The following is a 14952-nucleotide window of genomic DNA, read 5'->3' on the forward strand; positions in this document are numbered from 1 at the left end:
GTCAGACCCGTTTTTATCCCGGCAGGAACAACAGCAGGAAAAGAGGGCCAGCCAGCGTACAGGCAGCATTGAATAGGACGGCTCTATAGTAATCAGTTTGCGCGGGGCGTGAAGAGGGGAATAGAGGTTTTTTTCTGTTTCAGTTTTTAAGATGAAATGGCCCTTCCCGGTGAGCCGGGAAGGGCGCAGGCCTTAAACGGGCTTGAGTAATGCTTCAGCATGGCTGACGATATTCTCAACCGTGAAGCCAAACTCTGCGAACAGCTGGCTGGCAGGGGCGGACTCACCAAAGGTGGTCATCCCGACAATTGCACCATCCAGACCGACATACTTGAACCAGTAGTCAGCAATACCTGCTTCGACTGCCACACGCGCTTTCACGCCGCTCGGCAGAACAGATTCGCGGTAAGCGGCATCCTGCGCATCAAACAGGTCAGTTGAAGGCAGTGAAACCACCCGCACCTTGTGACCGCCCGTGGTGAGCTTTTCTGCTGCACCCAGCGTGATCTCAATCTCAGAACCGGTGGCGATCAGAATCACGTCTGGCGTGCCGTCGCAATCCTTCAGCACGTAGCCGCCGCGTTTGATATTTTCGATCTGCTCCGGCGTACGTTCCGGCTGCAGCAGGTTCTGACGGGAGAGGATCAGCGCGGTTGGACCGTGATGGCGCTCAATAGCCGCTTTCCACGCCACCGCCGTTTCCACCTGGTCACAAGGACGCCATACGCTCATGTTTGGTGTCAGACGCAGGCTGGCGATCTGCTCAACCGGCTGGTGCGTCGGGCCATCTTCACCCAGACCGATGGAGTCATGGGTATAGACCAGAATCTGACGCGCCTTCATTAACGCCGCCATACGCGCGGCGTTTCGCGCATATTCAACAAACATCAGGAAGGTGGCAGTGTAAGGAACGAAACCGCCATGGTGCGCGATACCGTTACCAATCGCCGTCATACCAAATTCACGTACGCCGTAGTGAATGTAGTTACCGGCCGGATCCTCTTTGATCGATTTGGAGCCTGACCAGATAGTGAGGTTACTCGGTGCCAAATCAGCTGAGCCGCCAAGGAATTCCGGCAGCATTTTACCGTACGCTTCCAGCGAATTTTGTGACGCTTTGCGGCTGGCGATTTTCTGCGGATTAGCCTGCAGTTCCTGAATGAAACGGGCTGCTTCAGTTTCCCAGTTGGCCGGCATTTCGCCATTCATGCGGCGTTCATACTCTTTCGCCAGCTCAGGATAGGCCGCTTTGTAAGCGGCAAATTTCGCATCCCAGGCTTTTTCACGTTCAGCACCCGCCGCTTTGGCATCCCACTGCTGGTAGATTTCAGCCGGGATTTCAAACGCCGGGTAGTTCCAGCCCAGCTGCTTACGGGTCAGGGCAACTTCAGCCTCACCCAGCGCTGCGCCGTGCGACTCCTCTTTACCGGCTTTGTTCGGTGACCCGAAACCGATAATGGTGCGGCAGATAATCAGTGAAGGCTTATCGGTAACGCTCTGTGCTTCTTTAATGGCGTCACGAATAGCATCAGCGTCATGTCCGTCGATGTCGCCAATCACATGCCAGTTGTAGGACTCAAAGCGTTTGTGGGTGTCGTCGGTAAACCAGCCTTCGGTCTCACCATCGATTGAAATACCGTTATGGTCGTAGAAGCCGATCAGTTTACCCAGGCCCAGGGTGCCCGCCAGTGAACAGACTTCGTGCGAGATCCCTTCCATCAGACAGCCATCGCCCATAAACACATAGGTGTGGTGATCGACGATGTCATGGTCCGGACGGTTAAACTGCGCGGCCAGCGTGCGTTCTGCAATCGCCAGACCCACGGCATTAGCCAGTCCCTGACCCAGCGGGCCGGTGGTGGTTTCAACGCCTGGGGTGTAACCAATTTCCGGGTGACCTGGCGTTTTAGAGTGCAGCTGGCGGAAATTTTTCAGCTCTTCAATTGGCAGGTCATAGCCGCTGAGGTGCAGCAGGCTATAAAGCAGCATGGAGCCGTGGCCGTTGGAGAGGATAAAGCGGTCGCGATCAAGCCAGGCGGGATTGGTCGGATTGTGCTGGAGGAAGTCGCGCCACAACACTTCGGCGATATCGGCCATACCCATCGGCGCACCGGGGTGGCCTGAATTTGCCTTCTGAACGGCATCCATGCTCAGTGCACGGATCGCGTTTGCCAACTCTCTGCGTGAGGACATACAGTTCTCCCTTGTTATGCATCAGGGCGGGAATGTCCCGCCCGATTAAAATGAGGACTACAGACGTGCGGCGAGCACATCTTCCAGTTTCTGCTGGTCAACCGCGAACTGGCGGATGCCGTCAGAGAGTTTCTCAACGGCCATCGGGTCCTGGTTATGTTCCCAGCGGAACTCCGCTTCGGAGAGCGGCGATGGCTGATGGAAGCCTTCTGTGGAGGGCTCCAGTTTGCGCTCCAGCGGCGCATCACTGTTCTGCATCTCTTCCAGCAGGTTAGGGGAGATCGTCAGGCGATCGCAGCCCGCCAGCGCGATAATCTGCTCCACTTTACGGAAGCTGGCACCCATGATGATGGTGCTGTAACGGTGCTTTTTGTAGTAATCGTAAATGCGACGCACAGACTTCACGCCGGGATCTTCATCCGCCACATAGGGTTCCATCGGCTTGCGTGAGTTGTACCAGTCATAGATGCGGCCAACAAACGGGGAGATCAGGAACACGCCCGCTTCGGCACAGGCACGCGCCTGGGCAAAGGAGAAGAGCAGTGTCAGGTTGCACTTAATGCCGTTTTTCTCCAGCTCTTCTGCTGCACGGATACCTTCCCAGGTCGACGCCAGCTTAATCAGTACGCGAGAGCGGTCGATACCGTGCTCTTCATACATCCGAATCAGTTTTTCTGCTTTGGTGACACACATGCCACGATCGAAGGAGAGGCGCGCATCCACTTCGGTCGAAACACGGCCCGGTATGCTCTTCAGGATTTCCATACCGAGGTTGATCGCCACTTTGTCGCTGGCATTAATAATCTGGGTCTCTTTGCTGCCACCCTGTTTTTTGGCGTACTCAATCGCGTCATCCATCAGGTGTTTATACCCTTCGAGACCGGACGCTTTCAGAATGAGTGAGGGGTTGGTGGTAGCATCTTCCGGATGGTAATTACGAATCGATTCGATATCACCACTGTCCGCCACCACGGTGGTGAACTGTTTTAGGGCTTCTAACTGATTCATCTCTAAACTCCTTGAAAAGAAAAATGAAAGCGAACAGGGAGCACCTCAGGCCTCGCAGCCGGTCTGTGGCATGTTCTGCTACCGGTAACGCGAACCCATAACATTGCAACAGAGACTTTCTGATGGAAATGCGGTTTCTCTGATTGTTGCGCTGCGAGGCGGTGCGAAGGAGCCGTCATGCGGTTTTTACCGTGGGATGCGCCATATTCCATCTGTAAGCATAGCAGTCACGCGGAATGACGCAGGCTGCACTGTAGCAATCCGTGCCCTGTAAAAAAGAATAAACCGATCAGGAGAGAGGTAAGCGCAGCGCGGAGGCAGGCTCGCGCTGCAGCGGCAGAAGAAATCAGACGGGCAGGTTCAGCCAGTTTTTCACCGGCAGGAAATCGCGATAGAGAGCCGCTTCAGGAGAGCCGGCCTCGGGCTGGTAATCATATTCCCAGCGCACCAGCGGTGGCATCGACATCAGGATCGATTCTGTGCGGCCACCGGTCTGCAGGCCAAACAGCGTGCCACGGTCCCACACCAGATTAAACTCCACATAGCGACCACGGCGGTAGAGCTGGAACTGGCGCTCACGATCGCCCCAAGGATGATCTTTACGGCGCGCCACAATGGGCCGATAAGCATCGATAAAGCCGCGGCCTACCGACTGCATAAAGCTGAAGCTCTGCTCAAAGTCGGGCGTATTGAGATCGTCAAAAAACAGACCGCCAATGCCGCGCTGCTCATCACGATGCTTCAGATAAAAATAGTCGTCGCACCATTTTTTGTAGCGTGGATAAACATCTTCACCAAAAGGCTGACAAATATTTGCTGCAGTCTGATGCCAGTGCAGCGCATCTTCTTCGAAGCCATAAAAGGGGGTCAGGTCAAAGCCGCCGCCAAACCACCAGACTGGATCGGCACCCGGTTTCTCGGCGATAAAGAAGCGCACGTTGGCGTGACTGGTGGGCACATAGGGATTGTTCGGGTGGATCACCAGAGAGACCCCCATCGCTTCAAAGCTACGACCCGCCAGCTCTGGCCGGTGCGCGGTCGCTGATGCTGGCATCTGATCGCCATGCACATGCGAAAAGTTGACGCCTGCCTGCTCAAAGACCGCGCCATTGCGCAGGACGCGGCTCTGACCGCCGCCGCCGCCAGGACGCTGCCAGCTATCCTCGGCAAACTGTGCGCCGCCATCTTCAGCTGCCAGCTGGTTACAAATCTCATCCTGCAGTGCGAGCAGGAATGCTTTTACGCGTGAAATATCAGCCATCTTTTCGCTTATCGTTTGTCAAAGTCTGACGCGATTATACGCAAAACCGCGCCGCTTGCATGAGTACGGCGAGTGCCCGGACCTAAACCGGCTATCTGCATCAGGCGTTGCGGCGGTCAAACTCATCAAAGTAATTGACGATGCCGCTGGCAATTGCAGAGGCAATTTTCTGGCGAAACGCCGTCGTGCCGAGTAATTGCTCTTCGTGCGGATTGGTAATAAAGGAAGTCTCAACCAGCACCGAGGGGATCGACGGTGACTTGAGTACCGCAAAGGCCGCCTGCTCGGTGTGCTGGCTATGAAGATGATGCACCGGTCGGATCTGGTCCAGCACGTGCTTGCCCAGTGTCAGGCTGTTCTTGATGGTGTCAGTCTGCACCAGGTCGAACAGGATCTGCTGCAGATAGTGATCCTGCTGCTGCGCTTTCACGCCGCCCAGTTTGTCTGCATCGTTCTCCCGCTGTGACAGGTAACGCGCCATGGAGCTGCTGGCCCCACGATTAGAGAGCGCAAATACGGAGGCGCCACTGGCGTCGGGGCTGGTAAAGCCGTCGGCATGAATCGACATAAAGAGATCGGCGCCGTGCTGATGCGCGATCTCGACGCGCTGATAGAGCGGGATAAAATGGTCGCTGTCGCGGGTCAGGCGCACTTCAATGCGCGGATGGCTCTGGAGCTGGCGCTGCACGTTGCCAGCGATCTCCAGCACGATGTGTTTCTCTTCTGAACCCTCTTCGCCAACAGCACCGGAGTCGATGCCACCGTGGCCAGGATCGATCATGACGATGCGTTTGCCGTTTTTCGCTGGTGGAGCCGGGCGCGTATGAGGATTTGCTCCGGTCAGGGTTTTTTCTTTAGCCTGAACCGCACGCGGCGTTAAAATGGCTAGCGCCAGCCCGGAAAGCAGTAACTGACGACGATGAATCAAACGTTTAAGCAGGTGCATGTGGGGGTCCGGTAACAGGAATCTTGCCGGTGTTATAGCCTAAGCCTCTGCTGCCTGCGATCACAGAACCATTTCAGGGCATTACTTTGTATTGCAGGTCGCGAACAGGAAATTTGCGCTTTTTTATTTGTCCCTCGCCATGGAGGGTTGCGTGCAGCAGAGAATGCGTGATAATCAGCAAATTGTGCTTATTTGCAGGTAAAGAAGATGGAAATCCGCGCCTTCCGCCAGGAAGATTTTGAAGAAGTGATCACCTTATGGGAACGTTGCGATTTGTTACGGCCATGGAACGATCCGGAGCTGGATATCGAACGCAAAATGAATCACGACCCCGATCTCTTTCTGGTCGCTGAAGTGGGCGGTGTCGTCGTTGGCACGCTGATGGGCGGTTACGATGGTCACCGTGGCGCGGCGTATTACCTGGCGGTGCATCCTGACTATCAGGGACGCGGCTTCGCGAATGCGCTGATGAACCGTCTGGAGAAAAAGCTGATCGCGCGAGGCTGTCCGAAACTGCATCTGATGATTCGTGAAGAGAACGATCAGGTGGTGGCGTTTTATGAGAAGCTCGATTATGAGCCGGTTGATGCGCTGCTGTTTGGTAAGCGTCTGATTGAAGATCGTGAATACTAATCCGTTGCCTGGCTATCAGCCGGACGAATACGACGCGAAAGGGCAGCTACGGCTGCCGTTTCTTTTTTGGCTAATCCTGTTGCTTCAGGCCCGAACCTGGCTGCTGCTGGCGATGGCTGGCGCGTCACGTCAACAGGGCAACGGTCTGCTGGCGCTGTTCTATCCGGATCGTCAGGCGTTCTGGATCGGACTGGCACTGGGTTTACCCGCGCTGGCGGGCCTGCTGCTGACCGGTTATCGCACGCGCCTGCCGCGACTCTGGCAGCACTGGCGCAGCGTACTGGCGCTGTCGCTGTTGGTGAATCTCCTCTGGCAGGGCTGGCAGTTTGTGCAGGGTGATCTGCTCAGCTCACCGCTGCCCTTGTTGCTGACGCTGTTCGACCTGCTGGCGTTGATCTGGCTGCAGTTTAATCGCCGCTGCCGCGACTGCTTTCTGCCCGAACACCATCTCAACTAAACTTTTTGTCGCTTTGCGACTCCAATCATTTCCGCCTTTCCGGCATCGTATTTACAGGAGTTCTCATGAAAGCTGTTCGTTCCACGCTACTGATCGCCGCCGTTGCACTGAGCGGCTGTGCCAGTTCGGGTTCCGGCGCTGACAGCAGCCAGCAGGCAAGCTGGTGGAATCCGCTGACGTATCACTGGTCTTCTGCGCTGCCATGGAACTGGTTTGGTTCCACGCTGACCGCGACTGAACAGGGCGTGGGTGGGTTAACCGCCTCGACCGCCATGAAAGAGGACGCGATCAGTGCCGGACTGAACGGTGACTATTCGCTGCGACAGGGCATGCGTAGCGAGAATGGTCAGGTGATTTCATTCTGGCAGGCGCTGAATGATGGAAAAGTTAAGCTGGTGATTTACGGAGAGTCGCAGGTCGATCGTATCGAGGTCATGGACAGCGCGATCGCCAGCAGCGACGGCAGCAAAGTGGGTGATGCCTTCAGTAATAAGTTCAGCAAAGCCTTCGACAACTGCACCTTAGCCAGCGGCCCCGACGCGCGTGACGTGGCGTGCCGTGCGCCAGGCACTCAGCATCTGACTTATGTCTATCATGGCGACTGGCACGGGCCGGAAGGATTGATGCCTTCTGACGATACCCTGAAAAACTGGAAAATCAGCAAGATTGTCTGGCAGCGTTAAGCCTGCCTTATCAGCGCGCCGCCCCCTGGCGGCCGCTGAACAGCTCAGAACCCCTGCCAGCCCACGCTGCACGCGGTTCCCTCTCCCCATCGGCTTTTGCTGATTTGTGCATAAACTCTGCCGCCGTCTTATGCTTTTTTCGACTTTGAAATCATTAAACGATATATAAAACCGTTACTGGTTTTCACTGAGTTATAAATAAACTGATGCATCAGCGGGTGAGATCCGCATCAAACTTTTTCAGGGTGCCAAATGACATTACAAGCGATGAAAAAAATCGTGAGCGGTATCGCGTTGTCGCTGAGCCTTGCTGGCGCAGCCAACGCCACTGAACTTCTTAATAGCTCTTACGATGTGTCGCGGGAGCTGTTTGTTGCCCTGAATGCTCCGTTTGTTAAACAGTGGGATGCCACACATCCAGGCGATCCGCTCACTATCAAGATGTCACATGCCGGTTCATCAAAACAGGCGCTGGCTATCCTGCAGGGACTGCGCGCGGATGTGGTGACCTACAATCAGGTGACGGATGTGCAGGTGCTGCACGATAAAGGCAACCTGATTGCCGCAGACTGGAAAAGCCGTCTGCCGAACAACAGCTCACCTTTCTACTCCACCATGGCGTTTCTGGTGCGCAAAGGAAATCCAAAGCAGATTCACGACTGGTCAGATTTGACCCGCAGCGATGTAAAGCTGATTTTCCCGAATCCGAAAACGTCCGGTAATGGCCGCTACACCTATCTGGCCGCCTGGGGCGCAGCGGACAAAGCCGATGGCGGCGATCAGGCCAAAACGCAGGCCTTTATGACGCAGTTCCTGAAAAACGTGGAAGTGTTTGATACCGGTGGTCGTGGCGCGACGACGACTTTTGCTGAGCGCGGTCTGGGCGACGTCCTGATTAGCTTTGAGTCGGAAGTGAATAACATCCGTAACCAGTACGGCAAAGATGAATATGAAGTCGTGGTGCCGAAAACCAATATTCTGGCGGAGTTTCCGGTGGCGTGGGTGGATAAGAACGTCGCCACCAACAAAACCGCAGATGCGGCCAGCGCATACCTGAACTATCTCTACACCCCAGAAGCGCAGAATATTATTACGCACTACTACTATCGCGTGAATAATCCACAGCTGATGGCAGCGCAGAAAGATCGCTTCCCGCAGACCAGCCTGTTCCGGGTGGAAGATGCCTTTGGTGGCTGGGACAAAGTAATGAAGACGCACTTTGCCAGCGGTGGTGAGCTCGATAAATTGTTAGCGGCGGGGCGCGGATAATGTTTGCAGCCAGCCATAAACGCGTATTGCCCGGCTTTGGTCTCAGCCTTGGCACCAGCCTGCTCTTTACCTGCCTGATTCTGCTGCTGCCGATCAGCGCGGTGATCATGCAGCTGTCGCAGATGACGCTGCAGCAGTACTGGGATGTGGTGACTAACCCGCAGCTGATTGCCGCCTATAAAGTGACGCTGCTCTCTGCCGGTGTTGCGTCACTGTTTAATGCCGTGTTCGGCATGCTGATGGCGTGGATTCTGACCCGTTATCGCTTCCCGGGCCGTGCACTGCTGGACGGTCTGATGGATCTGCCCTTTGCACTGCCTACCGCCGTAGCGGGTCTCACCCTGGCCGGACTCTTTTCGGTCAACGGCTGGTACGGACAGTGGTTCGCCCATTTCGACATCAAAATTTCCTACACATGGATTGGTATCGCCATTGCCATGGCCTTTACCAGCATTCCGTTTGTGGTACGAACCGTACAGCCGGTGCTGGAAGAGTTAGGCCCGGAGTATGAAGAGGCCGCCGAAACCCTGGGTGCCACACCGTGGCAGAGCTTCCGCCGCGTGGTGCTGCCAGAGGTAGCCCCTGCGCTGCTGGCCGGTACGGCACTCTCCTTTACGCGCAGCCTGGGTGAGTTTGGTGCGGTGATTTTCATTGCCGGTAACATCGCCTGGAAAACCGAGGTGACCTCCCTGATGATTTTTGTCCGGCTGCAGGAGTTCGACTATCCGGCGGCCAGCGCCATCGCCTCGGTGATCCTGACGGCCTCGCTGATTCTGTTATTCGCCATTAACACATTACAGAGCCGCTTTGGCCGTCGTCTGGGAGGTCACTAATGGCTGAGGTTTCACAACTTAATCACGCGGCGCGTCAGCCGGTGAACTGGGGCAAGTGGCTGCTGATTGGTACTGGCGTACTGATTTCTGTTCTGCTGCTGGTGGTGCCGATGGCCTCCATCTTCTGGGAGGCGCTCAATCAGGGCCTGATCGTGGCGCTCAGCAATCTGGCCGACCCGGACATGCTGCACGCTATCTGGCTGACTGTCATGGTGGCACTGATTACCGTTCCGGTTAACCTGGTATTCGGCACGCTGCTTGCCTGGCTGGTCACGCGCTTTACCTTTCCGGGACGTCAGCTGCTGCTGACCCTGTTCGATATTCCTTTTGCCGTGTCGCCGGTTGTCGCCGGTCTGATGTACCTGCTGTTCTGGGGCGTGAATGGTCCGGCAGGCGGCTGGCTGGATGCGCATAACATCCAGATTATGTTTGCCTGGCCGGGTATGGTGCTGGCGACGGTGTTTGTGACCTGTCCGTTTGTGGTCCGCGAACTGGTTCCGGTGATGCTGAGTCAGGGCAGTCATGAAGATGAAGCGGCGGTGTTGTTAGGCGCCTCTGGCTGGCAGATGTTCCGTCGTGTGACGCTGCCGAACATACGCTGGGCGCTGCTGTACGGCATCGTGCTGACCAACGCCCGTGCGATTGGTGAATTTGGTGCGGTCTCGGTGGTCTCGGGATCGATTCGCGGTGAGACCTATACGTTACCGCTTCAGGTTGAATTATTGCATCAGGACTACAACACCGTTGGCGCGTTCACCGCAGCCGCACTGTTAACCCTGATGGCAATTGTGACGCTGTTTCTGAAAAGCATTGTGCAGTGGCGTTTAGAGCAACAGCACAAACGCCTGCAACAGGAGGGAAATCATGAGCATTGAGATTAACAAGATCAACAAGTCCTTTGGTCGCACCTCGGTGCTGAACGATATCTCTCTGGATATTGCCTCGGGTGAAATGGTGGCGCTGCTTGGCCCATCAGGCTCGGGTAAAACCACGCTGCTGCGTATTATCGCCGGGCTGGAGCATCAGAACAGCGGTCAGATCCGTTTTCATGGCAACGATGTCAGCCGCCTGCATGCGCGCGACCGTCAGGTCGGTTTTGTGTTTCAGCACTATGCGCTGTTCCGTCATATGACGGTGTTCGACAACATCGCCTTTGGCCTGACCGTCCTGCCGCGTCGTGAACGTCCTTCAACGGCGGAGATCAAACAACGTGTCACCCGTTTGCTGGAGATGGTGCAGCTGGCCCATCTGGCGAATCGCTTCCCGGCACAGCTGTCGGGCGGCCAGAAACAGCGTGTGGCCCTGGCGCGTGCATTAGCGGTTGAACCACAGATTCTGCTGCTGGATGAACCCTTTGGCGCGCTGGATGCTCAGGTACGTAAAGAGCTGCGCCGCTGGCTGCGTCAGCTGCATGAAGAGATTAAATTCACCAGTGTGTTTGTGACCCATGATCAGGAAGAGGCGATGGAAGTCGCCGATCGCGTGGTGGTGATGAGCCAGGGCAACATCGAACAGGTCGGCACGCCAGATGATGTGTGGCGCGATCCGGCAACCCGCTTTGTGCTGGAGTTCCTGGGTGAAGTGAATCGCTTTGATGGCGAAATTCAGGGATCGCAGTTCCACGTGGGCGCGCATCACTGGCCGCTGGGCTATACCTCGGCACATCAGGGCGCCGTGGAGCTGTTCCTGCGTCCGTGGGAAATCGACGTGTCACGCCGCAGCAGTCTGGAAACCCCGTTACCGGTGCAGGTGCTGGAAGTGAGCCCGCGTGGCCACTTCTGGCAGCTGGTGGTGCAGCCTGCTGGCTGGCAGAGCGAGCCGTTCTCGCTGGTGTTTGAAGGTGATCAGACGGCCCCGATTCGTGGCGAGCGTCTCTTCGTAGGCCTGCAGCAGGCGCGCCTCTATAAAGGTGACACACCGTTGCGCCCGGTTGCCTTCGCACAAAGCGCCTGATATTTTCTCATCAACAACGGGCGGGAGTGTGACTCCCGCCTTTTTTTCGCCTCTCGTTTGTAACAGGCCAGGAAGCAGACCGTGACGACTCTTGAAAATACCATCGGCAATACCCCGCTGATTAAGTTGCAGCGCCTGACGCCTGCCAACGGCAGTGAGGTCTGGCTCAAATTGGAAGGTAATAATCCGGCGGGTTCGGTAAAAGATCGCGCAGCCTGGTCGATGATCAATCAGGCAGAGCTGCGCGGTGACATTTCACCCGGCGATCAGCTGATTGAAGCCACCAGCGGCAATACCGGCATTGCACTGGCGATGATCGCAGCGATGAAAGGCTATCGTCTTCGCCTGCTGATGCCAGACAACATGAGTCAGGAGCGGCAGGATGCGATGCGTGCCTACGGCGCGGAGCTGATTCTGGTGCCGCGAGAGCAGGGCATGGAAGGCGCACGCGATCTGGCGCAGGCAATGGCCGCGCGTGGTGAAGGGCGGGTGCTGGATCAGTTCAATAATCCTGATAACCCGCTGGGCCATTATCAGACGACCGGGCCAGAGTTGTGGCAGCAGTCGAATCAGCGCATGACCCATTTTGTCTCCAGCATGGGCACGACCGGCACCATCACCGGCGTAGGGCGTTACCTGAAAGAGAACAACACGGGCGTGAAGGTGATCGGTTTACAGCCGAGTGAAGGCAGCAGCATTCCGGGCATTCGCCGCTGGCCACTGGCCTATCTGCCGGGCATCTACCGTCCCGATCTGGTGGATGATGTGATGGATATGGCGCAGAAAGAAGCGGAAGAAACGATGCGGGCGCTGGCACGCCGTGAAGGTATTTTTTGTGGCGTCAGTTCAGGCGGCGCGGTTGCGGGGGCGCTGCGCATTGCGCAGGCTAATCCGGGCAGCGTGGTGGTGGCGATCGCCTGCGATCGCGGCGATCGCTATCTCTCTACCGGACTCTATCATCAGTAATCTTTGCTGATGCGGGAACCCAGCCTGTGCGCAGCGTTTGCTGCCCACAGGCTTTTTTTTAACAGTATTTCACGCGCCAGATAGACTGAATCTGTAAGGATCGCGTAAATCAGGCTGCACGAACGCCCGGTACAGGACAAAATAGCGCCAATTCTGTCGAGAGATAAACATGAAAATTTTGCTTGTTGATGATGACGTTGAATTAGGCACGATGCTAAGCCAGTACCTGATCGCCGAGGGGTTCGATGCGCAGCTGGTTCTGACCGGCAGCGCCGGCATTCAGGGCGCGCTATCAGGTGAGTTCACCGCCATGATTCTGGACATTATGCTGCCCGACATGAGCGGTATTGATGTACTGCGGCAGGTACGCCAGAACAGCCGGATTCCGGTGATTATGCTGACCGCCAAAGGCGATAACATTGATCGGGTGATCGGTCTGGAGATGGGTGCAGATGACTATATGCCAAAGCCCTGCTATCCCCGGGAACTGGTGGCCCGCCTGCGCGCCGTATTGCGTCGTTTCGAAGAGCAGGTTCCGCAACCTGATGCCAGAGAGCCGCTGCGCTGGGGCGAGCTGACGCTGAATCCGGCTACCCGCATGAGTGAATGGCAGGGGCGAGCCTTCGATCTGACGGCATCGGAATTTAACCTGCTGGATTTACTGCTGCGCGCCCCGGATCGGGTGGTGTCGAAAGATGAGCTCTCTGAGAAGGGGCTGGGTCGTCCGCGTGAAGCCTATGACCGCAGTGTCGATGTGCATATCAGCAATATCCGTCAGAAGCTCAGTGCATTAACTGCTGACAGCATCAACATTGAAACCGTTCGCAGCATCGGTTACCGCATTCGATGAAACAGAGTTACCGTGGACGCATGTTCTGGAAGATTTTTATCGGCTTCTGGATTGTTTTTGTCATCATGAGTCAGCTTATCTGGCTGGGTTTTACGCTCTCCGGTAAACGTCACGAACCGCCTGAAATTGTGGCTATCCGGCGCATTGTCGATCTGCAGATGACTTCTGCTGCATCGGTGCTGGCGCGCAGCGGGCCCGACGCGCTGAATGCGATGCTGTCGGACTGGGATAACAGCGATCGACAGTTTTTCCATGTGACGCAGCAGGCAAAATCGCCACAATCACAAAACAGCGGCAATCTGGATTATGTGGGGCGTCTTCCTGAAGAGGTGGTGCGCTGGGTTCAGGGTGCTGATGGCAAAGAGTATCAGCTGCGTTACGACCTGGATGGCATGCGCAAAGACAGCATGCATAATCTGATGCCACGCAAATTTCTGAATATTCCTGAGCCGATTTTCATCTTTGCCGGTTCGGTGGGATTGCTGTTCAGCCTGTTGCTGGCCTGGAATCTGACGCGGCCTATGCGTCAGCTGTGTGAGGGATTTTCCCGCGTCGCCGAGGGTGATTTACGTGTGCGGCTATTCCCGATCATGCGAAAGCGCCACGACGAGATCTCAAACGTTGCAGAAGCCTTTGATGCCATGGTCGAGCGGCTGGACACCCTGGTGCGCGCCCGTGAAGAGCTACTGCACGATATCTCGCATGAGCTTCGTTCACCGCTGGCACGACTTCAGCTGGCTACCGGACTGGCCAGACAGACGCCAGAGAGCGTAAACAGTTCGCTTGATCGCATTGATGAAGAGGCGCGTCGGCTGGACAAGATGATTGGCGAACTGCTGACGCTGTCGCGGGCCGAGCATGAAAGCATTCCGGATGAGCAATATTTTGACCTGACTGGTTTACTGGAGGCAGTCCTTACTGATGTCCGTTATGAAGCGCAGATTCCCGGTGTGCAGGTTGAGCTGCATGTCGATGCCGAGGCTGATTACACCGTGCGAGGCAATGCCGAGCTGATACGGCGCGGCGTAGAGAACGTGTTACGTAACGCGCTGCGTTTCTCTCTGCCAGGACAGCGGATTGAGGTGCATTTGCGCGCAGAAGCGCAGTGGCTGGCGATTCAGGTGTGCGATCAGGGGCCGGGTGTCGACGAGGATAAACTCTCCAGCATCTTTGACCCGTTTGTGCGGGTAAATTCGCCGCTGATGGGTAAAGGGTATGGTCTGGGTCTGGCTATCGTGCGCAAGGTCGTACTGGCGCATCATGGTGAGGTTGATGCCCGGAACCGGCCAGAAGGTGGACTTGAACTGACGCTGCGTCTGCCACACTGGCAGCCCTGAACAGGTGTATTGCAGAAACGATAACGGCACCCGCAGGTGCCGTTATGATATCAACGCATACTTACTTTCTGATGCGAATCACCGGCGTTTCGCCGACGGTGACCTGGCCAGACAGCTTAATCAATTCCTTGATTTCATCCATGTTGGAGATAACAACCGGTGTCAGGGTTGATTTCGCTTTCTCTTCCAGCAACGGCAGATCGAACTCGATAACCACATCGCCTTTTTTGACCTTCTGGCCTTCTTCAGCGATGCGTTTGAAGCCTTCACCTTTCAGTTCTACCGTATCGATACCGAAGTGGACAAACAGCTCAATGCCGTTGTCTGATTCGATCGAAAAAGCGTGATTGGTTTCAAAAATCTTACCGATAGTGCCATCAACAGGCGCAACCATTTTGTTGCCGCTGGGTTTGATAGCAATACCGTCGCCCACGATTTTCTCTGCAAACACCACATCTGGTACGTCTTCAATATTCACGATTTCGCCTGACAGAGGCGCTACGATGTCAATTGTCCCAGCGCTATCCGTTTTTTCGCCAAAAAGTTTAGAAAACAAACCCATG

General features: G+C 55.8%; 15 protein-coding genes. 10 read left to right on the forward strand and 5 right to left on the reverse strand.

Annotation, left to right across the window (positions count from 1 at the left end; translation table 11 throughout):
• Positions 1-192 precede the first annotated feature (192 nt).
• The 4 genes from tkt to amiA form a co-directional block, all read right to left on the reverse strand.
• Positions 193-2193 carry a transketolase gene (tkt, locus tag LQK91_RS00915; RefSeq protein ID WP_008926536.1) on the reverse strand — a complete coding sequence of 667 codons (2001 nt, stop codon included), beginning with the start codon at positions 2191-2193 and terminating at the stop codon, positions 193-195.
• Positions 2194-2250: 57 nt separating this feature from the next.
• On the reverse strand, positions 2251-3201 hold the full coding sequence (gene tal / locus LQK91_RS00920) for a transaldolase (RefSeq protein ID WP_003848827.1): 951 nt from the start codon (positions 3199-3201) through the stop codon (positions 2251-2253).
• Positions 3202-3547: 346 nt separating this feature from the next.
• The gene (hemF, locus tag LQK91_RS00925) at positions 3548-4462 is read right to left on the reverse strand and encodes an oxygen-dependent coproporphyrinogen oxidase (RefSeq protein WP_105098929.1); all 915 of its coding nucleotides are present in this window, start codon (positions 4460-4462) and stop codon (positions 3548-3550) included.
• A 100-nt stretch (positions 4463-4562) separates the two neighbouring features.
• Positions 4563-5408, reverse strand: coding sequence for an N-acetylmuramoyl-L-alanine amidase AmiA (gene amiA / locus LQK91_RS00930; protein WP_105098930.1), 846 nt, complete (start codon positions 5406-5408; stop codon positions 4563-4565).
• Positions 5409-5615: 207 nt separating this feature from the next.
• Between amiA and LQK91_RS00935 the strand changes: the two genes are divergently transcribed.
• From LQK91_RS00935 to LQK91_RS00980, 10 genes are all read left to right on the forward strand, one after another.
• Positions 5616-6041, forward strand: a complete 426-nt coding sequence (locus LQK91_RS00935; RefSeq protein WP_003848834.1) for a GNAT family acetyltransferase — start codon at positions 5616-5618, stop codon at positions 6039-6041.
• Complete coding sequence (locus LQK91_RS00940; RefSeq protein WP_008926533.1) at positions 6031-6498, forward strand: DUF2919 family protein; 468 nt, start codon at positions 6031-6033, stop codon at positions 6496-6498. Before LQK91_RS00935 ends, LQK91_RS00940 begins: the two co-directional genes overlap by 11 nt.
• A 65-nt stretch (positions 6499-6563) precedes the next feature.
• On the forward strand, positions 6564-7181 hold the full coding sequence (locus tag LQK91_RS00945) for an RpoE-regulated lipoprotein (protein ID WP_003848838.1): 618 nt from the start codon (positions 6564-6566) through the stop codon (positions 7179-7181).
• A gap of 252 nt (positions 7182-7433) precedes the next feature.
• Positions 7434-8450, forward strand: a complete 1017-nt coding sequence (locus LQK91_RS00950) for a sulfate ABC transporter substrate-binding protein (protein WP_003848840.1) — start codon at positions 7434-7436, stop codon at positions 8448-8450.
• Positions 8450-9283 (forward strand): sulfate/thiosulfate ABC transporter permease CysT, encoded by an 834-nt coding sequence (gene cysT / locus LQK91_RS00955; RefSeq protein ID WP_003848842.1) that lies wholly within the window; start codon positions 8450-8452, stop codon positions 9281-9283. Before LQK91_RS00950 ends, cysT begins: the two co-directional genes overlap by 1 nt.
• On the forward strand, positions 9283-10158 hold the full coding sequence (gene cysW, locus LQK91_RS00960; protein ID WP_008926532.1) for a sulfate/thiosulfate ABC transporter permease CysW: 876 nt from the start codon (positions 9283-9285) through the stop codon (positions 10156-10158). The genes cysT and cysW overlap by 1 nt, the downstream gene beginning before the upstream one ends.
• Positions 10148-11236, forward strand: coding sequence for a sulfate/thiosulfate ABC transporter ATP-binding protein CysA (cysA, locus tag LQK91_RS00965; protein WP_003848847.1), 1089 nt, complete (start codon positions 10148-10150; stop codon positions 11234-11236). Before cysW ends, cysA begins: the two co-directional genes overlap by 11 nt.
• A gap of 81 nt (positions 11237-11317) precedes the next feature.
• Positions 11318-12202, forward strand: a complete 885-nt coding sequence (gene cysM / locus LQK91_RS00970; protein ID WP_003848848.1) for a cysteine synthase CysM — start codon at positions 11318-11320, stop codon at positions 12200-12202.
• Positions 12203-12371: 169 nt separating this feature from the next.
• On the forward strand, positions 12372-13052 hold the full coding sequence (locus LQK91_RS00975) for a response regulator transcription factor (RefSeq protein WP_003848852.1): 681 nt from the start codon (positions 12372-12374) through the stop codon (positions 13050-13052).
• Positions 13049-14389, forward strand: a complete 1341-nt coding sequence (locus LQK91_RS00980; protein ID WP_003848854.1) for an ATP-binding protein — start codon at positions 13049-13051, stop codon at positions 14387-14389. Before LQK91_RS00975 ends, LQK91_RS00980 begins: the two co-directional genes overlap by 4 nt.
• A gap of 61 nt (positions 14390-14450) precedes the next feature.
• Here the strand turns inward: LQK91_RS00980 and crr are convergent, their stop codons facing one another.
• A complete protein-coding gene (gene crr, locus LQK91_RS00985; RefSeq protein WP_008926530.1) occupies positions 14451-14951 on the reverse strand; it encodes a PTS glucose transporter subunit IIA in 501 nt (166 codons plus the stop codon).
• Between the last annotated feature and the right edge of the window lies 1 nt (position 14952).

The organism is Pantoea sp. MHSD4 (assembly GCF_021043305.1).
Taxonomy (GTDB): domain Bacteria; phylum Pseudomonadota; class Gammaproteobacteria; order Enterobacterales; family Enterobacteriaceae; genus Pantoea; species Pantoea eucalypti.